Source organism: Cryobacterium sp. PH31-O1, assembly GCF_030063455.1.
Classification (GTDB): Bacteria; Actinomycetota; Actinomycetes; order Actinomycetales; family Microbacteriaceae; genus Cryobacterium.
Window position 1 is genome coordinate 137,533 of sequence record NZ_JASITB010000006.1, and the last position, 20,353, is coordinate 157,885.

Consider the following 20,353-nt stretch of genomic DNA (forward strand, 5'->3'; position numbering starts at 1 on the left):
CTGATTTTTGGAGGCGGTGGCTGCGGCTGCCGCCTTCACTTTCTTTGACGCCACCGAGACCCTCGAAATCACGGCTCGGCGAGCGAGCGGGGGCCCGCACAGTGCGCGAGCGAGGCCGCTAGGCCGGGGTGCCGGGGGCGGGCTGGCGCGGTGCTGACGGAATGATGCCGAGCGATTGCACGAAGGTGTCGCGCTCGTTCAGGTCGACGGCGTAGCACTGCCAGCCGAACCCGCCGGGCCCGGCGACTTCGAAGCGGGCATCGAAGTCGACCGCGGCGGGATAATACTGAGCCACCGCCGTCGCGCAGGCGTTGGCGGCGGTGTCAGAGGCGACGCGCATGGTCGTGAGTACGCCAGGCACGACCAGGGCGATCAGCCCGAGCACGACCACGATCCGCAGAATCGACGTGAAGTGTTTGCCGCGCAAGGGGCGGTAAGCGTCGTTCGGCTCGTAGCCGGAGAGTTCTGGATGATTGTCAGTCATGAGTACTCACATTGTTCCAGACCCGGGTGTTAAATGACCGGTGAGAATATGCCGGCCGGCAACGCAAGTCGTCAGTGCGTGGACGCCTCGGTGACGATCTCGCTGCGGTCGCCGGACCACAGGGTGTGGAAGGTGCCGGGCACGTCAACGCGGTGGTAGGTGTGCGCTCCGAAGAAGTCGCGCTGTCCCTGCACCAGGGCGGCCGGCAGGCGAACGCTTGCGAGCGAGTCGAAGTAGCTCAGGCTCGAAGCGAAGCCGGGAACCGGGATGCCCGAGAGGGCTGCGGTCGAGACCACGCGGCGCCAGGCTGCCTCGCCGGAGGCGACGGCTTCGACGAAGTAAGGGTCAACGAGCAGGCTGGGGATGGAGGGGTCGTTGTTGTAAGCGTCGACGATGCGGTTGAGGAACTGGGCGCGAATGATGCAGCCGCCGCGCCAGATGGTGGCGATGGCGCCCTTGTCGATGTTCCAGCTGTACTTCTTCGCACCGGCGATGATCGCATCGAATCCCTGGGCATAGGCGACGATCTTCGACGCGTAGAGTGCCTGGCGCACGTCTTCCTGAAAGGTGTGGCCGACGACGGCGATCTCGGGGCGCGCGGTGAGGGTGGCGCGCACCGGTCCACGCTGCTCCGGGTGCGACGAGACGGCGCGGGCGAAGACGGCCTCGGCGATGCCGCCGACGGGAACGCCGAGGTCGAGCGCGTTCTGCACGGTCCAGACACCGGTTCCCTTTGAGCCGGCCTCGTCAAGGACGACGTCGATGAAGGGCTCGCCGGTTTTCGCGTCGACCTGGCGCAGAATCTCCGCGGTGATTTCGATCAGGTAGCTGTTGAGTTCCCCGCTGTTCCAATCGGTGAAGACATCGGCGATGGCTTCGGGGGAGTGCCCGCCGACCTTGCGCAGAAGGTCGTACGCCTCGGCGATGAGCTGCATGTCGGCGTACTCAATGCCGTTGTGGATCATCTTGACGAAGTGGCCGGCGCCGTCCGTGCCGATGTGGGTGACACACGGCACACCGTCAACGACGGCGGCAATTGATTCCAGAATGGGCCCGAGGGTCTTGTAGGCCTCGACCGAACCACCGGGCATAATGCTCGGGCCGTTGAGGGCGCCCTCTTCACCACCAGAGATTCCGGCGCCGACGAAGTTGAGGCCCTTGGCGCTCTGCTCCTTCTCGCGACGGATGGTGTCGGTAAATTCGGCGTTTCCGCCGTCAACGATGATGTCACCGGGTTCAAACAGCTCGGAGAGCTGTGAGATGACGGCGTCGGTTCCGCGGCCGGCCTGCACCATGATGATCGCGGTGCGCGGCTTGGTCAGCGAGGCGACGAAGTCGGCGATGTTCTCCGAGGCCACGAAATTGGCCTCCGGGTGCTCGGTCGTGAGCAGGCGGGTGCGTTCGGGGGAACGGTTGTAGACCGCGACGGTGTTCCCCTCGCGGCCGGCGAGGTTGCGGGCGAGATTTGAGCCCATCACCGCCAGACCGACGACACCAATATTTGCCTGTGCTGAACCGGACTCTGACACGTTTTCTCCTTTGGGGCTGAGATCAACAGACCACTGTCAAGGGTAGTCCACCCGTCGGGTGGCCCCACATTGGGGTTTAGCGTTCAGGCGACTGGCTTACCATCCCAGATCGAACTCATCTCGCTAAAGGCGCGTTCCATGATGCCGAGCATGGCTTCGTGAGCGGCCTCGGGGTTGCCGCGCTGAATTGCACTGGCGACATCCACGTGCAGTTGTAAGGCCTCATTGTGCGGATGCCGCGGCATCAGGCCGTAGTTCGTCCGTCCGGTCAGCACCTCGGCAACGAGGGTGTTTAGTTTGGCGAACATTTCATTGCCCGAACTGGCCAGGACGAGGCGGTGAAACTCAATGTCTAGCACGAGAAAGGCGTCTGGGTCATCGGCCTGGCCGGCGGCCCACAGCTTGCCGGCCAGTCCCATGAGCTCACTGGCATTCGCGAGCGGAGCTCGGATAGCCGCCAGCCGTGCGGCCTGCGGTTCGATGGCGGTGCGTAATTCGGTCAGTGAGCGCAGCTGGGCGATGCGTGCCGGCGATGCCAGGCGCCAGCGAATGACCTGTGGGTCGTAAAGGTTCCACTCCGATGCCGGCAGGATTTGCACGCCCACCCGGCGCCGGGAAGCGAGCATGCCCATTGAGGCGAGGACGCGGATGGCCTCGCGCACCACAGACCGGGAGACACCAAATCGTTCTTCGAGCTCCTCGATGCGAAAAACGGACTTGCTCGGGAGCTCGCCGGCACAGATGGCGAGCCCGAGCATATCGACGACGCGGGCGTGCAGGCCGGTCAGGGTTCCGCTGTCGTTCAGCGCGGAGGGCAAGTCAACCAGCGAGTTCGTGGCCGAGGGCGGCATCACAGAGTGCGTCATGCGCTTGATCATATCGGTCGGCGGGAAGACTTGAATAAGTATGCTTTATTAGGTAGCGTTTCTTTTCGAGACAGATGTAAAGATGCATTTTGTTGGGGACCGTGCGTCAGAGTGCCGGTTCTGCGAATGGGAGACACAGTGAAGCGTCATTCAATTGTTCGTGTTGCGGCCATCGTCGCTGCGACTTTTATCGCCGCGGGCACGCTGACCGCGTGCAGTGCCGGTACCGGGAACGACGACGGGGGCTCGAAAACCCTTCGAGTCACCCTGGCCAACCACGTCTGGACCGACACCATCAAGGCCAAGCTGCCGGAATTCGAAGCGGCGACCGGTCTCAAAGTGGAGCTCAGCCAATACGGTGAAGACCAGCTCTCAGACCAGTACAACGTGAAGCTCAACGCCGGCACCGACGAGATCGACGTCATGATGTATCGCCCATTGCAGGAAGGCAAGCTGTTTGCCAAAAACGGCTACCTCGCTGACCTGAGCGACGACGTTGAGTCGAATGCAGAATGGGACTGGAGCGACTTCCAGCCAGGTCCAGTCGGCTCAACCACCTACGAAGACAACGTTGTCGGTATTCCCATCATTACCGAGCAGGAAGTGTTGTATTACCGCAAGGACCTGCTCGCTGCCGCTGGGCTCGAAGTTCCCACCACGATGGAGGCACTGGAAGCGGCGGCCAAGGCCGTCACTGAGCAGAACCCCGGTGTTGCCGGATTCGTGGCTCGCACGGGTAAATCCGCCGCTGTCACCCAGTTCTCCAGCTTTTTGTACAGCTTCGGCGGCGACTTCATCGACAAAAACGGTGATTCCGCTATCGCCAGTCCGGAAGCCAAAGAAGCCTATGCCTTCTACGGCAAGCTCATTCGCGAGTACGGACCCGAAAACGTGAGTACGGACATGAGCTGGCCCGAAGCCATGGCCATCTTCACGCAGGGCCAGGCCGCTTTCTACACCGAGGCGGACAGTCTCTACAAGAACGCGACCGACCCCGAAACCTCCAAGGTGTCCGACACCGTCGGTTTTGCGCCGATTCCGGCCGGCCCCGGCGGTTCCGTCGCCTACAACGTTCCGTCGTGGGCTCTCGGTATCAACGCCGAATCGGCAAACTCGGCGGAAGCGTGGAAGTTCATTGAATGGGCAACGAGCCAGGAACTGACCTTGGCAGTGCAGCAGGATGGTGTTCCGGGTGCACGCCAGTCGGTGTGGGAAGACCCCGCTGGCACGTCAACCTATCCGGCCGACCTCGCCGCTGCAATCGCCGCGAGTACCAAGAACGGTGTCGGCCATGACCGCCCTCTCGTGATCAAAGTGCCCGAAGCGCGCGAGATCGTGGGAGACCCCATTGTTATCGCCATCACCGGCGGCGACTCCGATGCGGCAGCGGACGCCGCGAGCGACGCCTTCCAGGGCATCCTCGACGACGAATAGAACCATTGACGGGGCGCACGCTCACACCGATCGAGCGCCCCGTCGCCTTCTGACCAAGCAACACAAAGTGTGAGGTGAACGATGACCACGATGGTCAGCACCAAGCCCACAGCGTGGGAAAAATCTTCCACCTGGGCCAACCATCATCGAAAGTGGCTCTTCGCCTCTCCCGCGATGATTTTCGTCGGACTGCTCATCGCTGTCCCACTCGGCTGGACTCTCTACCTCAGCATCACGGACTCCGAGGGGTCGGTTCGCGCCGAATCTAACTTGGTCGGCCTCAGTAACTACGCCGAGGTGCTCAGCGACTTCGACCGATTCTGGCCAGCCGTGATGCGCACCTTTATCTTCACCGGGGGAGCGCTCGCTATCGAGCTGGTACTGGGCATGTGCATTGCCCTCCTGCTCTGGCGTCCGTTCCGTGGCGAGAAATGGGTGCGCGTCGCCATTCTCCTGCCGCTCGTCGCGACCCCTGTTGCCGTCGGAATGATGTGGCGCCTCATCTTCGATCCGAACATCGGGTTCGCCAATCAGGTTCTGAGCTGGATCGGTATTCCCGCCCAACCATGGCTCTCGGGTCAGTACACGGCGTTGCCCACGCTGATGTTCGTCGACATCTGGCAATGGACGCCGATGGTCGTGCTGATGCTCCTCGCGGGCCTCACCTCGCTATCGGACGAACCCGATGAAGCAGCCCGCATCGATGGTGCAAACTCGTGGCAGCGTTTTTGGTTCGTCACTCTGCCCCTGCTTCGGGCTACCGTCATTGTCACCATTGTTTTGCGCGGAATCGATGCGCTAAAAACATTCGACATTCTCTACGCCACCAAGGGCAAGGGTGGTGGCTCGTTCCACGAGGTCGAGACACTCAATATCTATGCCTTCGGCTTGAGCTTCGACTACAACGACTATGGGATCGCCTCCACCGTACTCATCCTGTTCTTTCTGCTCATCATCGCCATCATGTGGGCCCTCACCTATCGCAGAAAGGCGAACCGGTCATGACCACGACACTGCCCACTCGTCCCGTCATTCAGCCACCGCGCTCCCCGGCGAGTGCCCCGCGGCGCCGCAAGCCGCGCGCCTACAAGATCTTTCGCGTTGTCGCTCTCACTCTGACGGTGCTTTTGTTCATTGCGCCACTGGTCTGGATGTTCATCGCCTCGCTCAAAACAAACGTTGACATCTATGACGCCAGCAAGACCCTGTTCTTCACACCGACCCTCGATAACTACGACAACGTGCTCAGCCGCAACAACTATTTCGGATTCATTTTCAATAGTTTCTGGGTCGCGTTCATGTCGACAATCTTCTCCCTACTTATCGGGGTTCCCGCCGCTTATGCCATGAGCCGGTTTGCCATGCATCGCTCGGCATTGGTCGTGCTCATGGCGCGCATCATTCCGGGTGTCAGCCTCTTGGTGCCGTGGTACTTCATCTTCGCGAACATGCGCATGGTGGGAGGATTCGGGGTGCTCATCCTGTCGCACATGTTTGTCGCGCTGCCGCTCATCGTCTACATCATGATCAGTTACTTCGACTCGACGCCGCTCGAGTTGGAGGAGCAAGCGCAGGTCGACGGCCTCACCCACATCGGCGCCTTCCTGCGCATTACGTTGCCGCTGTCCGTCCCTGGACTCGCCACCGCCGGAATCCTCTCATTCATCTTTTCGTGGAACAACTTCATGTTTGCCCTCGTGCTGTCCGGTGCAAATACCAAGACCCTCCCGGTGGCCATTTTCAACTTTGTCTCCTATGCGAGCATCGACTGGGGAAGCCTGATGGCAGCAGCGGTCGTGGTGACCGTCCCGATCATGGTGATTGCCCTCTTTACGCAGAAATACATCGTCTCCGGCCTCACCGCCGGGGCGACCAAGGGCTAAGGGTGAGATTCCCCCCGATCGTTGTCATGGGCGTGCAAGGCTCGGGTAAATCGACCATCGGAGAGCTGCTGGCCGAGCGGATCGGTGCCCGGTTTCTCGACGGCGATACGCTTCACCCCGCCGCCAACAAGGCGGTGATGGCCGCCGGACAAGCATTGCAAGACGTACATCGGTTGCCGTGGTTGCACGAGGTCGGGTTCCAGCTAGCTCTGGGACGCGAAAGCGGCATAGTCATCGCCTGCTCGGCGCTCAAACGCAGCTACCGCGACCTGTTGCGCAGTCACGCTGGCGACCTGTTTATCGTCGATCCGGAAGGACCGATTGACGTGATCGCGGGGCGACTTCGGGCCCGCACCCATGAATTCATGCCGCCAGCGCTGCTGCAGTCTCAGTACGACACGCTTCAGGCGCGCACCGATGATGAATCCGGGATCACCGTTGACATTGTCGAGCCGCCCGGCACGATCATCGAACGGATAGTTGCGGCCTTAGCCGCCGAAACAGAAGGTGGTGAGGTCGATCGTGTCGACAATCACACGCGTTGAGACTTTTCTCGTCGCGCCCCGCTGGTTATTTGTCCGGCTCGAGACCAGCGACGGCGTTGTCGGTTGGGGCGAGGCGAGCCTCGAAGGACACTCCGATTCCGTGCGCGCCGTGGTCGAGCAGTTTGCCGAGTACCTCGTCGGGGCGGATCCGGGCCGCATTGAAGACCACTGGCAGGTGCTAACCAAGAGTGGCTTCTACCGCGGGGGTCCGGTGTTTGGGAGTGCTGTTTCCGGCATCGACCAAGCGCTCTGGGACATTCTCGGTAAAACCCTGGGGGTGCCGGTGCACCAGCTGCTCGGCGGTGCCGTACGCGATCGCGTCAGAATGTATGGCTGGGTCGGCGGGGATAATCCGAGCGGCATCACGGACGCCATTGCGGCGCAGTTGGACGTGGGTCTGACGGCCGTTAAAATGAACGCTTCCGGAATTATGGGGCGTGTGGGCACGGTCGCTGAAATTGACGGTGTGCTTGAACGAGTCGCGGCGGCACGGGCCGTGCTCGGCCCGGACCGAGACGTTGCCGTGGATTTTCACGGGCGTTTCACCCTGGCAAACGCACGGAGAATCGCGCCGCTGCTGGAGCCCCTGCGTCCGTTCTTCATCGAGGAACCCGTCGTTCCGGAAAACTCCCACCTGATCGGCCAGCTGGCCCAGGCCACCTCCATTCCCATTGCAACGGGCGAACGACTGTATACCCGGCAGGATTTCCTACCGGTATTTGCCGCAGGCATCGCAGTCGCGCAACCCGACCTCTCCCACGCCGGGGGAATTTCCGAGGTGCGTCGCATCGCCGCCATGGCCGAGGTCTACGACGTGCAGCTTGCTCCGCACTGCCCGCTGGGGCCGATCGCGCTCGCCGCGTGCCTTCAGGTGGGCTTCGCCACACCGAACTACCTCATCCAGGAACAGAGCATTGGCATCCACTACAACCAGGGTGCCGAGGTGCTCGACTACGTGCTCGACAAAGGACCGCTGAAATTTGTGGACGGCAATATTGAGCTCCTGACCGGCGCAGGCCTGGGTATCGACGTCGATGAGGCCGCCGTGCGGAGAGCCGATTCGCGCGGGCACACCTGGCGATCACCGATCTGGCGTCACGCCGACGGCGCGCTGGCGGAGTGGTGAATGTCATGACGACCCCACACACTCCTGTCGAGTTTCTCGCTCAACTCAAACGAGAACGCCTGTTGGCCATCGTGCGGGGTGCGAACGCGGAGGCAGCATTGGCCGCCTCGCTCACACTTTTTGCCAGCGGCATCCGCTTTCTTGAGGTATCGCTGGTCACGACGGATGCGCTCGCCGTCATTGCAGAGCTCGCCCGGCTTGCCCCGAACGACTGTCTCGTCGGCGCAGGAACCGTGCTGACCATCGATGATGTGCACCGTGCGGCTGCGGCCGGCGCGACTTTCATGGTGACACCGGCCGTCACCGATGCCATCGCAGAATCGGCCCGGCTGGGCCTGCCGGTCTGTGCGGGTGCTCTGACGCCCACAGAGGTCGTGGCGGCCCGCCGTGCCGGCGCCACTGCGGTCAAGCTTTTTCCGGGATCGTTTGGTGGTGTGGGCTATTTGAAGGCACTTCGCGATCCACTTCCCGATGTACCTTTCGTTCCCGTCGGCGGTGTCGATGCCGCTCGTGCCGCGGAATACTTCGCAGCGGGCGCGATCGGTGTTGGAATTGGAGGTCCCCTTCTCGGTGACGCTGGGCGCGGTGGAAACCTCGACGACCTCCGGGCCCGGGCGGCGAGCTTCCTCACCGTGCGCGACGAGGCCAACCGCATGGGCGAGCGGGCATGACCGGCCTGGATGTTGTCACCCTCGGTGAAACGATGGTGAGTTTGCGCACGAGCACGCCATTGCGTCTGGGGGGATCCCTGCAGATGACCATGGCGGGCGCCGAGTCCAATGTGGCCATCGGCCTGGCCAGGCTGGGGCACACGGTGCGCTGGGGCGGTCGCGTGGGATCAGACGAGACGGGCGAATACCTACTGCGTACCCTGCGCGCCGAGTCGGTTCTCGTCGACACCGTCGCGATCGACCCCGAACGAGCCACCGGCCTTATGCTCGCCGAGCGCCGCATCAACGACGTCTCCCGCGTGAGCTACTATCGCAGCGATTCTGCCGGTTCGGCACTGAGCCCAGCGGATGCTGCCGCCTGCCTCGCCGACCGGCCGCGGCTCCTGCACGTCACGGGAATCACCCCGGCGCTCTCGCACTCGGCTGCGGAAGCCGTGGCTGAGGCCGTGCGGCTCGCTCGCGCCAGCGGAGCTCTCGTGAGCCTGGACGTGAACTATCGTTCGAAGCTGTGGAGCATCGCCCAAGCGAGGTCGAGCCTGTCGGTATTAGCGCGAAGCGCAGACATCGTCATCGCTTCCGATGACGAACTCGCACTGATCATGAATGACGCGCCAGGGCCAACGGACGAGATGCTGGCAGCGGATGACCTCGCGAAATCTGGCGTCCGCATGCTGGTCGTCAAGCGCGGTGCACGGGGTGCGAGCGTCTACAGCGAGGGCATCGTTGTGCATGCTGCCGCCATCTCCGTGCCTGTGCAGGACACTATTGGCGCGGGCGACGCGTTCAGCGCCGGCTTTTTGTCTGGCGTGCTCGATGGAGCGACCATTTCTGAGTCATTGCAGCGCGGCGTCACCACGGGCGCCTTCGCCGTCGCTGCCGTTGGCGATTGGGAGGGCGCGCCGAACCGTTCTGAACTCGCCCTGCTCGCGGCTTCGTCCGGGCTCACCCTGCGCTGACTCGAATCCGCACGCACCATCACCACCTGTATGACCAAGGAGAACCATGAAGATCGATAAAGCAGAAGTCATTGTCACCAGCCCGGACCGCAACTTTGTGACCCTGCGCCTCACTACCGACGATGGTCTCGTCGGCCTCGGCGACGCCACCTTGAACGGACGCGAGCTCGCGGTAGTGGCCTACCTGCAGGAGCATGTTGTTCCGCTGTTGCTCGGTGTCGACGCGCACCGCATCGAAGACACCTGGCAATTTCTATACCGCAGCGCCTACTGGCGTCGTGGACCCGTTACCATGGCAGCGATCGCCGCTGTCGACGTTGCACTCTGGGACTTAAAAGCGCAAGCGGCCGGAATGCCCCTGTACCAGTTGCTGGGTGGCGCCAGTCGGGACAAAGTTTTGGCCTACGGCCACGCCTCGGGACGGGACCTGCCGGAACTATTCGACTCCATCCGTAAGCACCAAGCGCTTGGCTATCAGGCCATCCGGGTGCAGACGGCTGTGCCCGGCCTCACCGCTGTCTACGGCGTCGCCGCCCAAACGCAGACCAGCGGCAAGCGTTACGACTATGAGCCGGCCCAGCGCGCGGCTCGACCGGCCGAGGAAGACTGGGACACCCGCGCCTACCTCAAGCACCTGCCGACCGTGTTCGAGGGCGTGCGCGCGGAGTTCGGCAGCGATCTGCCCCTGCTGCACGACGGGCATCACCGAATGACGCCGATCCAAGCCGCGAAGCTCGGCAAGTCACTCGAACCGTATGACCTGTTCTGGTTGGAAGACTGCACCCCCGCCGAAAACCAGGACGCCCTGCGGTTAGTTCGGGCGCACACTACGACACCGTTGGCGATTGGCGAAGTCTTTAACACCGTCTGGGACTACCAAACCCTCATCAAGGACCAGCTGATCGACTATGTACGGTCGGCCGTGACCCACACCGGTGGCATCTCACCCATGAAGAAGATTCTGGACTATGCAGCGCAATATCAAATCAAATCCGGAATCCACGGACCAACGGACATTTCCCCGGTCGGTATGGCCGCCGCACTGCACCTCGACCTGGCCATTCACAATTTCGGGATTCAGGAGTACATGCAGCACGGTGAGGCCACCAACCGGGTTTTCGAGCAGTCCTTTAGCTTTACCGACGGCTACCTGCACCCGGGCAACAAGCCCGGACTGGGCGTGAGCCTCGACGTCGATGAGGCCGGTCAGTACCCGTACCAGACCGCCTATTTGCCGTTCAACCGCCTCGCGGACGGCACCGTGCACGACTGGTAGCTCGGCGCGCGCGACACGCCCGGGCTGCAGCCGTGGCCCGAACTGTGTAAGATTGGCAACGAACTTCGGCGAGGGATGACGCCGGGCCAGATTAGGGGGCCGGCGGCATCCGTTATCGACGCGGCGGACGAGGCCTTGGGCTTTTCCTCACGCTGACATGCGTTCGAGTTGAATCAGTACCCCTCATTCCCGGGCTTCGGTCCGCGATCCACGACCGGGGCACTACGCCCCGCTAGGAGAAATACCATGGCTAAAGAAGTAAACGCCGTCGCCGCTGAACTGCGCGAAAGTTTCGGCAAGGGCGCGGCCCGCAAGCTGCGCGTGCTCGGCATGATCCCGGCCGTCATCTACGGCCACGGCACCGAGCCGGTGCACGTGTCGCTTCCCGCACACCGCATCGGACTGCTGCTGCGCCGCACCAACATGATCCTCGAACTGGACATCGCCGGCAAGAAGCAGCTCGTGCTGGTTAAGGACGTTCAGAAGGACCCGGTCAAGTACATCATCGAGCACATCGACCTCATCGTCGTGCGTAAGGGTGAAAAGGTTCAGGTTGACGTTCCCGTCCACCTGACCGGTGAGACCTTCGCCGGTACGATCGCCGACCTCGAGAACAAGTCCCTCCTCCTTGAGGTTGAAGCCACCGACATTCCGGAGCGGATCGTCGTTTCTGTCGAGGGCCTCGAAGACGGCGCCCAGATCCACGCGTCCGAGATTGAACTCCCCGCCGGAGCCGCGCTCATCTCCGACCCGGAGATCCTCGTCATTTACGTGTACACCCCGCGTGGCGAAGACGAAGAAGAAGCCGAGACCGAGGTCATCACGGCCGGCACCCCGGCTGCCACGCCCGCCGCGTAACACCGATCATCAACTGGTTCCGTCTGGGCTTTCGCCCGCTGACACGGAGGAATCTCCTGGATACGAACCTGTGGCTCGTAGTCGGGCTCGGCAACCCCGGGCCCGACTACGCCGGCAACCGGCACAACGTCGGACAGATGGTGGCGGCGCAGCTCGCTGACCGTCTCACGTCTAACTTCAAGCGTCACAAAACGGCTGCCCTGGTCGCTGAGGGGCGGCTCACACCCGGCGGGCCCAAGCTGGTGCTGGCCAAACCCACCACGTTTATGAACGTCTCTGGCAGCCCGGTCGCCGCGCTGCTGCGCTTCTACTCGCTGCCGGTCTCCCGGCTCATCGTGGTGCACGACGACCTCGATCTGCCCTTCGACACGCTCAAGATCAAGGTTGGCGGCGGTCACGGCGGCCATAACGGCCTGCGCGACATCATCGCGGCCACCGGCACCAACGAGTTCATCCGTCTTCGCATGGGCATCGGGCGCCCGCCCGGTCGCCAGAATCCGGCCGATTTCGTGTTGCACGACTTCGCCTCCGCTGAGCGCAGCATTCTGCCCAATCTCATAGCGGATGCCGCCGACGCGATCGAACTGATCGCCTCCGACGGCGTCGTGGCCGCGCAGCAAAAGTTCCACTCGCCCTCGTAGGTAGACTCGTTCAGTGATCCTTCAGGGCTTAATCGCAGCGCTTGCGCGCGCCTCCACGTTCGACAATGCCCTCGCCTACGCCAGCCGGGATGCTGATTTCTCGCTGACCGAGGGCTTGCGTGCCCCACTGCTTGCCGCGCTGCTCGACCTGCGGCCGGGCGATGCCCAGGCCCTGTTCGTTATCACCGCTACCGGCCGCGAGTCCGAGGCACTGCGCGACAACCTCGGCTGCTTTGCTACGAGTGCCGAAATCATCGACTTTCCGGCCTGGGAAACCCTGCCGCACGAACGTCTCAGCCCGAGTGCCGAGATCGTCGGCAAACGCCTGCACGCCCTGCGCCGCATGCGTGAGTGGCAGGAGGCGGACCCGGCCACGCGGCATCCGCTCATCGTGGTCGCCTCGGTGCGGGCGGCCCTGCAGCCGGTCGCCGACAACCTCACCGACTACGAACCGATCGAACTCACCGTCGGCGCGCGCGGCCACGACCTCGCGGCCATCGTGCTGCAACTGGTCAACCTGGCCTATGCCCGCGTCGACATGGTCACCCGGCGCGGCGAGTTCGCCGTGCGCGGCGGCATCCTCGACGTGTTTCCGCCGGTTGCCTCCCACCCCTACCGGGTGGAGTTCTTTGGCGACGAGGTCGAGCAGATTCGCCTGTTCAGTGTCGCCGACCAGCGCTCCCTGCCCGAACCGGTTGCTTCGGTGAGCCTGCCGCCGAGCCGGGAACTGCTGCTAAGCCCCGCCGTGCGGCAGCGCGCTCGGGAGATGCAGCACGAATTTCCCAGCTTGTCCGGCCTGCTCGCCAAGGTCGCCGAGGGCATCCCGGTTGAGGGCATGGAGAGCCTCGCGCCGGCCCTGGTCGACCGGCTCGTACCCGTCACCCACTATCTGCCCATCAACGCCGCCATCGCCGTCATCTCCCCGGAGCGGGTTGCCAGCCGGGCGATCAGCCTCGCCGAAACCAACCGTGAGTTTCTCGGCGCCGCCTGGAGCGCCGCCACGGCCGGGGCCGACGCGCCGATCGACCTCGAATCCGGCGATTTTCTCACCCTCGGACGCCTGCGCGACAGCGTGAAATACTCGGCGCCGGGCGCGCCGGCCTCCGGTCACAGCTGGTGGACCCTGAGTACCTTCCAGGCCGCACCGACCGACGCACAGGTGTTGCCCGAACATCTCGAGCTTGACGAGCTGCTCACCATCCGCATCGACGCGGATGCCGTGCCCACCTTCGCCGGCAGCGTCGACGGCGCCGTCGGTCACGTCGCCTCCCGACTGCACGACGGATGGGTCGTCGGCATCGTCGCCCAGGGCGCCGGGCTGGTCGAACGCGCCGCCCAGGTGCTCGCCGAGCGTGAACTGCCGGCGCGGGTGGTTGACGTGTGGCCGCTGGAGCCGGAACCGGGTATCGCCTACCTGCTGAAGGCATCCGTCGATCATGGTTTCGAACTGCCGCAGAGCAAGCTGACGCTGATCAGCGAGAGCGAGTTCTACGGGCGTACCGTGGGTTATTCAGAGCGGCAGATCAAGAAGCTCGCCAGTCGGCGCAAGAACGTCGTTGACCCGTTGCAGCTTGTGGCTGGCGACCACGTCGTGCACCAGACGCACGGCATCGGCCGATTTCTTGAACTCACCCAGCGGGAGGTGTCCAGCGGTGGCCGCAACCCGGTGAAAACCACCCGCGAATACCTCGTGCTGGAATACGCGCCGTCCAAGCGCGGGCACGCCGGCGACCGGCTCTACGTGCCGACCGACCAGCTCGACCTGGTCACTCGCTATGTCGGCGGTGAAGCGCCGACCCTGAGCAAGATGGGCGGTAGCGACTGGTCGAGTGCCAAGACCAAGGCGCGCAAAGCGGTGCGTGACATCGCCGTGGAACTGGTCAAACTGTATTCCGCGCGGATGGCCAGCAAGGGACACGCGTTCGGGCCGGACACGCCCTGGCAGCGCGAGCTCGAAGAAGCTTTCCCCTTCGTCGAGACGCCCGACCAGCTCACCACCATTGACGAGGTCAAGGCCGACATGGAACGGCCCATTCCGATGGACCGGCTGCTCAGCGGCGACGTCGGTTTCGGCAAGACCGAGGTCGCCATTCGCGCCGCGTTCAAGGCGGTGCAGGACGGCAAGCAGGTGGCCATGCTCGTGCCGACCACCCTGCTGGTCAGCCAGCACATGGAGACGTTCAAGGAACGCTTCGCCGGTTTTCCCATCCACCTGCGTGCCCTATCGCGGTTTCAGACCGACAAGGAGTCGCGGGAAACGATCGCCGGTATGCTCGACGGCACCGTCGACGTCGTCATCGGCACCCACCGGTTGCTGTCGCCGTCGATCATCTTCAAAGACCTGGGCCTGGTCATCATCGACGAGGAACAACGGTTCGGTGTTGAGCACAAAGACGCGCTAAAAAAGCTCAAGACCAACGTTGATATTCTGGCGATGAGTGCCACGCCTATCCCGCGCTCCCTCGAGATGGCCGTGACCGGCATCCGAGAAATGTCGACTCTGGCCACCCCGCCCGAGGATCGACACCCCATCTTGACCTTCGTCGGGCCGTACTCTCAGCGGCAGGTGGCCGCGGCCATCCGTCGGGAGTTGCTGCGCGAGGGCCAGATCTTCTTCGTGCACAACCGGGTCACGAGCATCAATCGCATGGCCACGCAGCTGGCCGAGCTCGTGCCGGAGGCCCGTATTGCCATCGCGCACGGGCAGCTGCCCGAGGCGCAGCTGGAACAGGTGGTCGGTGATTTCTGGGAGCGCAAGTTCGACATCCTGGTCTGCACCACGATCATCGAGACTGGCCTCGACATCAACAACGCGAACACCATCATCATCGACCGCGCCGATAAGTTCGGTCTGAGCCAGCTACACCAGCTACGCGGTCGGGTCGGGCGCGGGCGCGAACGCGCCTACGCCTACTTTCTTTACGACGAGAACAAGCCGTTGTCGGAGACCGCGCACGACCGGCTCGCCACCATCGCGGCGAATAACGAGCTCGGCGCGGGCATGCAGGTGGCCCTGAAAGACCTCGAGATTCGTGGAGCCGGTAACCTGCTCGGTGGCGAGCAGGCTGGCCATATTGCGGGGGTCGGGTTCGACCTCTACCTGCGCATGATCGGCGAGGCCGTGTCGACGTTCCGCGGCGACGTGGCAGAGGGGCAAACCGAGCTGCGGCTCGAGCTGCCGGTCGACGCGCACATTCCGCATGATTTCGTCGACAGTGAACGACTGCGGCTCGAGGCATACCAGAAGCTCTCCAGTGCCAGCTCGCCAACCGCGACCGACGACCAAATCGACCTCGTGCTCGACGAGCTCACCGACCGTTATGGCGAACCGCCCGTACCCGTGCAGAACCTGGTGGCCGTGTCGCGGCTGCGCTGGCAGGCCCAGCAGGCGAACCTGAGCGAGGTCGTCGCCATGGGGTCGAACTTGCGTGTCGCGCCGGCCGATCTGGCCGACTCGATCCAGGTGCGCCTGCAGCGGATGTATCCCGGCTCGCGTTACGTCTCGGCGACGGGAGCTCTCAGCGTGCCGATGCCGCGCCCGAACGGCGAGCCGCTCGCCGACGACGCCCTGATCGACTGGACCAAGACGCTGCTCACGGCGATCTTCCCCCGCCAGGTCGAATCAACCGTCCCCACGACCTGACCGTCGCTGCGCCGTGGGCTAAAGCGCCTTCGGCTCGGGCTCGAACACGTCGGGCACGCCATCGTTGTCGGCGTCTAATGCTTCGCGTTCGGCGACGAGGCGGTAGTGGCGGTTTCGTCCGCGCAGAATCGCAGTGGCCAGCAGCGCAGCGAGCAACGAACCGACCAGGATGGCAACCTTCGCGTGGTCATCGTGCGGGCTGCCCTGCCCAAAGCCGAGTTCACTGATTAGCAGTGACACGGTGAAGCCGACACCGGCCAGTGTTGCCACACCGATTACGTCGATCCAGGCCAGGTCAGGGTCGAGTGTCGCCCTGGTGGTCTTGGTGACGATCCACGTAGCCAACAACACTCCGATCGGTTTGCCGATCACGAGTGCGACGACGATTCCGACGGCGACCGGGTCGGTGATCGCACGGAACAGGCCGTCGACACCACCGATTGTGACACCGGCTGAGAAGAACGCGAACACCGGAATGGCGATGCCGCTCGACAGCGGGCGAATGCGGTGCTCCAGCGTCTCGGCCAGCCCCGGCCCGGCATTGGGGCCGCCGCCGCGCTTGCTCCGCAGCACCGGAACGGCAAAGCCGAGCAGCACACCGGCGACGGTTGCGTGTACACCCGAGCCGTGCACGAGAGCCCACACGATGAAACCGAGCGGCAGCAAAATGAGCCAAGCGCTCCAGCCTCGGGTGCCGAAGAAGTACGAGAATTTGTGGGTCAAGATCCAGAACAGGGCGAGTGGAACGAACGCGACGATCAACAGAATGAACGAAATATCGGTGGTGTAGAAGAACGCGATGATCGCAATCGCCAACAGGTCATCGACCACCGCGAGGGTGAGCAAGAAGATCCGCAGGGCTGCGGGCAACTTTGAACCGATGACGGCGAGCACGGCGACGGCGAAGGCGATGTCGGTGGCGGTGGGAATCGCCCAGCCGCGCAGGGCATCCGACCCCGAATTAAGGTTTATCAGAGTGAAGATGATGGCGGGAACGATAACCCCGCCGACCGCGGCCGCGACCGGGACGATGGCCCGGTTGACGCTTCGCAGGTCGCCAGCGACGAATTCACGTTTGAGTTCGAGCCCGGCCAGAAAGAAAAATATGGCGAGCAGCCCGTCGGCGGCCCACGTGCCGAGGCTGAGATTCAGGTGCAGCGGCTCAAATCCGATTTTGAAGTCGCGGGCAGCGTAGTACGCGTCGGCGAGTGGCGTGTTGGCCATGATGAGCGCGCCGACCGTAGCCACGAGCAGAATGGCTCCGCCAACGGTCTCCTTGCGCAGGATCGCCGAGATACGAACGAATTCGAGGTAGCGGCCCCGGCGAAAGACGGGCTCGGTCGGCGTGCGCGGGGTCGTGGGCAAGCGTGCAGGTTGGGTCACAAGGGTCCTCTGGTTCTGGAGCGCGACTTTTGAAGGCGCAGCGAAATTGTGCCGACCAGACTTCCCGGCTCACCAATACCCAGAATACACGACCCGTCTGAATGGGTACCGGTGCGGGGCCGCAGCCTACGATTGTGGGTGACCAGTCGTTTGTGATTGAGGAGCACTGTGACAAACCCCCTATTCTCGAATCAGCCTTCCGCCGAGTCTCGTGTTGCTGTACCGACGGCATCCGCTACCTCGCTTGACACCCTCATCGCGACGGTTGCCAGGCTGCGTGCGCCCGGCGGATGCCCGTGGGACGCCGACCAGACGCACGAGTCACTGGTGCGGCACCTGGTCGAGGAGACGCACGAATTGATCGAGGCGATCGAAGAAGGCAGCCGCGATGATCTGCTCGAAGAGCTCGGCGACGTGCTGTACCAGGTGTTGTTCCACGCGGATCTGGCCGCGCACACGCCCGGGGAGAACTTCGACATTCAGGATGTCGCCGCTCGCCTCACCGAGAAGATGGTCGGACGGCACCCGCACGTGTTCGGTGATGCCACCCTCGACACCGCGGCGGACGTTTCGGCCGCCTGGGACGGTTTCAAAGCGCAGGAGAAACCGGGGCGCACGAGCGTACTCGACGGCATCCCGGCGGGCATGCCTGCCCTCGCGCTCGCCGACAAGGTGTTGGGGCGGGCCGAGAAGATCGGCCTGCTCGAAGCCGATGCCGGCTTCCCGCTTCCGATCGAATCCGAAGTCGACCTCGGGCCGCTGCTACTGGCAATCGTGGCGTCGGCCAGAGCGCAGGGCCTCGACGCGGAACGTGCACTTCGGTCCGCCGTGCGCGACCTGCAGGGGGAGATCCGCGCAGCGGAAGCCCCCGCGGCACCCGATGACGACGACTTCGACGCCGGGGTGATCGCCTTCCCCGCCTAGCGGGAGACAGCCTTACGCGATGCGGCTTCCGGCGGGGAGGTGTAGCGCGGGGGTTCGGGTGCGACGCCAGGCCCAAGTTAGAGTGCCGGCGCCAAGCAGCAGGTGCATGGTCAGGCCAATGAACCAGCTCGGCACGGCGCCGTCGTAGGTCTCCTGCGGCGTCGGTCCCAGCCCGTAAGCCTGGCCGGAATATCCCTCGGCGGCCTCGTCGCACCAGTTGTTTTCCTCGTACAGCTTTGGCGGGGCCTGCGCGCTGCGCACTCCCACAGCGATCTGTCCGAACAGGTCGGTCGGGTGGCCGCCGTCGTCGAAGCTGCCGGGCGCGGCATCCGCTACCACCACGTAGGGGTTGGCGGCGAGAATCCACCAGAAGTAGTCGAAGCGCGGCACGTTGTGGGTCGAGGTCTGCGCCGTGGAGCAGACAATGTTCGACTGTTTGCCGGTCTGTTCGTCGTAGGTCGACGACACGACTTGATAGTTCACGCTGGTCGCCTGCTGTTGGGTCGCCGTGCCGAGCAGTGCGAAGGCGATGAGCGTGCCGAGACTGAGCGCCGCGACCACGAGATAGGTCAGCACGATCGAGAACAGTGGTCGGGTCAGGATGCCCGACAGGCCCACTCCGACCGCCGCGATGACGCCGAGCTCGGCGGCGAGCACGAGCACCGACACCGCGATCGTGGCGAGCGAGACCTCGCCGAGCACGACCGCGAATATGAGGAATGGCAGGGCCGCAGCGAGGAAAGCGAGCGCTGTGATCCACGCGGCCAGAAATTTGCCGAGTACGATCTGGCCGGTGCTGATCAGCGTGACCTGGGTGGTGGCGAGGGTGCCAGCATCCCGGTCGCCGTTGACGGAATTGCCCGACAGCGCCGGCGAGACCAGGGTGCCGAGCAGCAGCACGAAGAAGATGATCGTCGAGAACACGCCGCCGCCGCCAGACAGCCATGCCGAAGTGGCCAGCCAGAGCAGAAACGTGACGATGCCCACGAGCAGCATGAAGACGCCGAGCAGCACGTACCACGAGACGCCGCGTACCCGCTGGCGCAGTTCGAGGGTGACGATCAGCCAGAGTCCGGCGAGGAACACCCGTGAATCGGTCATTTCATCTCCTCCGCGTCGGGGCCGGTCGACCGTGTGAGATCGAGAAAGGTGTGTTCGAGGTTGCCGACGGCCGGACCGAAGTCGCACACCGGCACCCCGCTGAGCACGAGATTGTGCAGCAGGGCGGCGGCGGAAGCTTCGTTCTCGACCTGCACCAGGGTGCCGAGCTGGTCCACTCCAAGAATTTGCACGAGTGCGCCGACCACTCCGGGGGTCGCTAGCGCGCGTTCCAGTGCTGGCGCATCCAGGGAGCGGATGCGCCAGGCCCTGGCGCTCGCGCCTGCCGCGGCCACCTGCTCCGGGCTGGCGGTGCGGCCGTCTGCGAGGTACACCGCGGCATCCGCCATTTCGTCTAGCTCGGCGAGCACGTGGCTGGACACCAAAATGGCGCTACCCTCGCCGGCCAGTCGACGCAGGAGGTGACGCAGCGAGGTTCGGGCGGCGGGGTCGAGGCCGGAGGCCGGTTCGTCGAGCAGGAGCACGCCGGGGGAGTGAACCAGCGCCCGGGCCAGGCTCAGACGCTGTTTCTGGCCGCGCGACAGCACCCGAGACGGCCGGTCGGCGAAGTCGCCAAGATCGGTCAGCGCGATCAATTCGTCGGCGCGAACGGCGGCCTGCTCGCGGGTCATGCGGTACAGGCGCCCGGTGGTCTGCAGCGCCGCGCGGGCGCTCAGGCTCGGCCAGGAACCGAGGGTGTCGGGCATCCAACCCATGATCGCGCGCACCCGTTCCGGCTCGGTGACCGGGTCGTGACCGTTGATGCGGATGGTGCCAGTGTCGGGGGTGAGTAGCGTGGCGAGCATGAGCAGCAGCGTCGTTTTGCCGGAGCCGTTCGGTCCGATCAGGGCCGTGACCGATCCGGCCGGAACGGTCAAGGTGGCGTTCAGCAACGCCGAGACAGCGCCGAACGACCGGCTGACCCCGGTCACCGCGATGCCGCTTGGTACGATCGCGTGGCCCGCGCCCGCCGCGTCGAAAACTGTCGTCACCGACATAGAAACACCCCCGTTTGTTTTCTCGAGTCTACGGCGCT

At 64.0% G+C, this 20,353-nt stretch carries 18 protein-coding genes; 12 read left to right on the plus strand and 6 right to left on the minus strand.

All coding sequences use genetic code 11. The annotated features are described in order from the left end of the window. Positions 1 to 118 precede the first annotated feature (118 nt). The 3 genes from QMK31_RS13290 to QMK31_RS13300 form a co-directional block, all read right to left on the minus strand. Positions 119 to 484: a hypothetical protein gene (locus QMK31_RS13290; protein ID WP_283501424.1), complete on the minus strand. Its 366-nt coding sequence runs from the start codon at positions 482 to 484 to the stop codon at positions 119 to 121. A 71-nt stretch (positions 485 to 555) separates the two neighbouring features. Continuing rightward, a complete protein-coding gene (gnd, locus tag QMK31_RS13295) occupies positions 556 to 2,013 on the minus strand; it encodes an NADP-dependent phosphogluconate dehydrogenase (RefSeq protein WP_283501425.1) in 1,458 nt (485 codons plus the stop codon). A gap of 83 nt (positions 2,014 to 2,096) precedes the next feature. Beyond that, positions 2,097 to 2,879: a FadR/GntR family transcriptional regulator gene (locus QMK31_RS13300; RefSeq protein ID WP_283501426.1), complete on the minus strand. Its 783-nt coding sequence runs from the start codon at positions 2,877 to 2,879 to the stop codon at positions 2,097 to 2,099. A gap of 138 nt (positions 2,880 to 3,017) precedes the next feature. On the opposite strand from QMK31_RS13300, the gene QMK31_RS13305 reads away from it, so the two are divergent. The 11 genes from QMK31_RS13305 (at position 3,018) to mfd (ending at position 15,912) form a co-directional block, all read left to right on the plus strand. Then, on the plus strand, positions 3,018 to 4,313 hold the full coding sequence (locus tag QMK31_RS13305) for an ABC transporter substrate-binding protein (protein ID WP_283501427.1): 1,296 nt from the start codon (positions 3,018 to 3,020) through the stop codon (positions 4,311 to 4,313). A gap of 81 nt (positions 4,314 to 4,394) precedes the next feature. Next, positions 4,395 to 5,318, plus strand: coding sequence for a carbohydrate ABC transporter permease (locus QMK31_RS13310; protein WP_283501428.1), 924 nt, complete (start codon positions 4,395 to 4,397; stop codon positions 5,316 to 5,318). Then, the gene (locus QMK31_RS13315) at positions 5,315 to 6,196 is read left to right on the plus strand and encodes a carbohydrate ABC transporter permease (RefSeq protein ID WP_283501429.1); all 882 of its coding nucleotides are present in this window, start codon (positions 5,315 to 5,317) and stop codon (positions 6,194 to 6,196) included. Before QMK31_RS13310 ends, QMK31_RS13315 begins: the two co-directional genes overlap by 4 nt. Before the next feature lie 26 nt (positions 6,197 to 6,222). Further along, on the plus strand, positions 6,223 to 6,741 hold the full coding sequence (locus QMK31_RS13320; RefSeq protein WP_283501430.1) for a gluconokinase: 519 nt from the start codon (positions 6,223 to 6,225) through the stop codon (positions 6,739 to 6,741). After that, positions 6,716 to 7,867 carry a galactonate dehydratase gene (gene dgoD, locus QMK31_RS13325; RefSeq protein ID WP_502853230.1) on the plus strand — a complete coding sequence of 384 codons (1,152 nt, stop codon included), beginning with the start codon at positions 6,716 to 6,718 and terminating at the stop codon, positions 7,865 to 7,867. Before QMK31_RS13320 ends, dgoD begins: the two co-directional genes overlap by 26 nt. A gap of 5 nt (positions 7,868 to 7,872) precedes the next feature. After that, positions 7,873 to 8,538, plus strand: coding sequence for a bifunctional 4-hydroxy-2-oxoglutarate aldolase/2-dehydro-3-deoxy-phosphogluconate aldolase (locus tag QMK31_RS13330; RefSeq protein ID WP_283501432.1), 666 nt, complete (start codon positions 7,873 to 7,875; stop codon positions 8,536 to 8,538). Further along, entirely contained in the window at positions 8,535 to 9,494 is a 960-nt protein-coding gene (locus QMK31_RS13335) for a sugar kinase (protein ID WP_283501433.1), read from the plus strand. Before QMK31_RS13330 ends, QMK31_RS13335 begins: the two co-directional genes overlap by 4 nt. A gap of 46 nt (positions 9,495 to 9,540) precedes the next feature. Further along, complete coding sequence (gene manD / locus QMK31_RS13340) at positions 9,541 to 10,770, plus strand: D-mannonate dehydratase ManD (RefSeq protein ID WP_283501434.1); 1,230 nt, start codon at positions 9,541 to 9,543, stop codon at positions 10,768 to 10,770. Between the two features lie 246 nt (positions 10,771 to 11,016). Beyond that, a complete protein-coding gene (locus QMK31_RS13345) occupies positions 11,017 to 11,628 on the plus strand; it encodes a 50S ribosomal protein L25/general stress protein Ctc (RefSeq protein WP_283501435.1) in 612 nt (203 codons plus the stop codon). Positions 11,629 to 11,684: 56 nt separating this feature from the next. After that, positions 11,685 to 12,269, plus strand: a complete 585-nt coding sequence (gene pth, locus QMK31_RS13350) for an aminoacyl-tRNA hydrolase (protein WP_283501557.1) — start codon at positions 11,685 to 11,687, stop codon at positions 12,267 to 12,269. Between the two features lie 13 nt (positions 12,270 to 12,282). Next, entirely contained in the window at positions 12,283 to 15,912 is a 3,630-nt protein-coding gene (gene mfd, locus QMK31_RS13355) for a transcription-repair coupling factor (RefSeq protein ID WP_283501436.1), read from the plus strand. An 18-nt stretch (positions 15,913 to 15,930) separates the two neighbouring features. On the opposite strand, the gene nhaA is transcribed toward mfd, so the two are convergent. Then, positions 15,931 to 17,295, minus strand: a complete 1,365-nt coding sequence (gene nhaA, locus QMK31_RS13360; protein ID WP_283501437.1) for a Na+/H+ antiporter NhaA — start codon at positions 17,293 to 17,295, stop codon at positions 15,931 to 15,933. Positions 17,296 to 17,463: 168 nt separating this feature from the next. On the opposite strand from nhaA, the gene QMK31_RS13365 reads away from it, so the two are divergent. After that, positions 17,464 to 18,219: a nucleoside triphosphate pyrophosphohydrolase gene (locus QMK31_RS13365; protein ID WP_283501438.1), complete on the plus strand. Its 756-nt coding sequence runs from the start codon at positions 17,464 to 17,466 to the stop codon at positions 18,217 to 18,219. 12 nt (positions 18,220 to 18,231) lie between these two features. Here the strand turns inward: QMK31_RS13365 and QMK31_RS13370 are convergent, their stop codons facing one another. Both QMK31_RS13370 and QMK31_RS13375 read right to left on the minus strand, forming a co-directional pair. Then, positions 18,232 to 19,320: an ABC transporter permease gene (locus tag QMK31_RS13370; protein ID WP_283501439.1), complete on the minus strand. Its 1,089-nt coding sequence runs from the start codon at positions 19,318 to 19,320 to the stop codon at positions 18,232 to 18,234. Then, positions 19,317 to 20,315: an ABC transporter ATP-binding protein gene (locus tag QMK31_RS13375; RefSeq protein ID WP_283501440.1), complete on the minus strand. Its 999-nt coding sequence runs from the start codon at positions 20,313 to 20,315 to the stop codon at positions 19,317 to 19,319. Before QMK31_RS13375 ends, QMK31_RS13370 begins: the two co-directional genes overlap by 4 nt. Positions 20,316 to 20,353 lie beyond the last annotated feature (38 nt).

Coding starts and splice junctions, on each gene's coding strand:
- manD (WP_283501434.1), top strand. CDS start 9,541: ATGAAGATCGATAAAGCAGAAGTCATTGTCACCAGCCCGGACCGCAAC.
- QMK31_RS13315 (WP_283501429.1), top strand. CDS start 5,315: ATGACCACGACACTGCCCACTCGTCCCGTCATTCAGCCACCGCGCTCC.
- QMK31_RS13335 (WP_283501433.1), top strand. CDS start 8,535: ATGACCGGCCTGGATGTTGTCACCCTCGGTGAAACGATGGTGAGTTTG.
- QMK31_RS13320 (WP_283501430.1), top strand. CDS start 6,223: ATGGGCGTGCAAGGCTCGGGTAAATCGACCATCGGAGAGCTGCTGGCC.
- QMK31_RS13375 (WP_283501440.1), bottom strand. CDS start 20,315: ATGTCGGTGACGACAGTTTTCGACGCGGCGGGCGCGGGCCACGCGATC.
- QMK31_RS13300 (WP_283501426.1), bottom strand. CDS start 2,879: ATGACGCACTCTGTGATGCCGCCCTCGGCCACGAACTCGCTGGTTGAC.
- QMK31_RS13345 (WP_283501435.1), top strand. CDS start 11,017: ATGGCTAAAGAAGTAAACGCCGTCGCCGCTGAACTGCGCGAAAGTTTC.
- QMK31_RS13310 (WP_283501428.1), top strand. CDS start 4,395: ATGACCACGATGGTCAGCACCAAGCCCACAGCGTGGGAAAAATCTTCC.
- QMK31_RS13370 (WP_283501439.1), bottom strand. CDS start 19,320: ATGACCGATTCACGGGTGTTCCTCGCCGGACTCTGGCTGATCGTCACC.
- QMK31_RS13330 (WP_283501432.1), top strand. CDS start 7,873: ATGACGACCCCACACACTCCTGTCGAGTTTCTCGCTCAACTCAAACGA.
- QMK31_RS13290 (WP_283501424.1), bottom strand. CDS start 484: ATGACTGACAATCATCCAGAACTCTCCGGCTACGAGCCGAACGACGCT.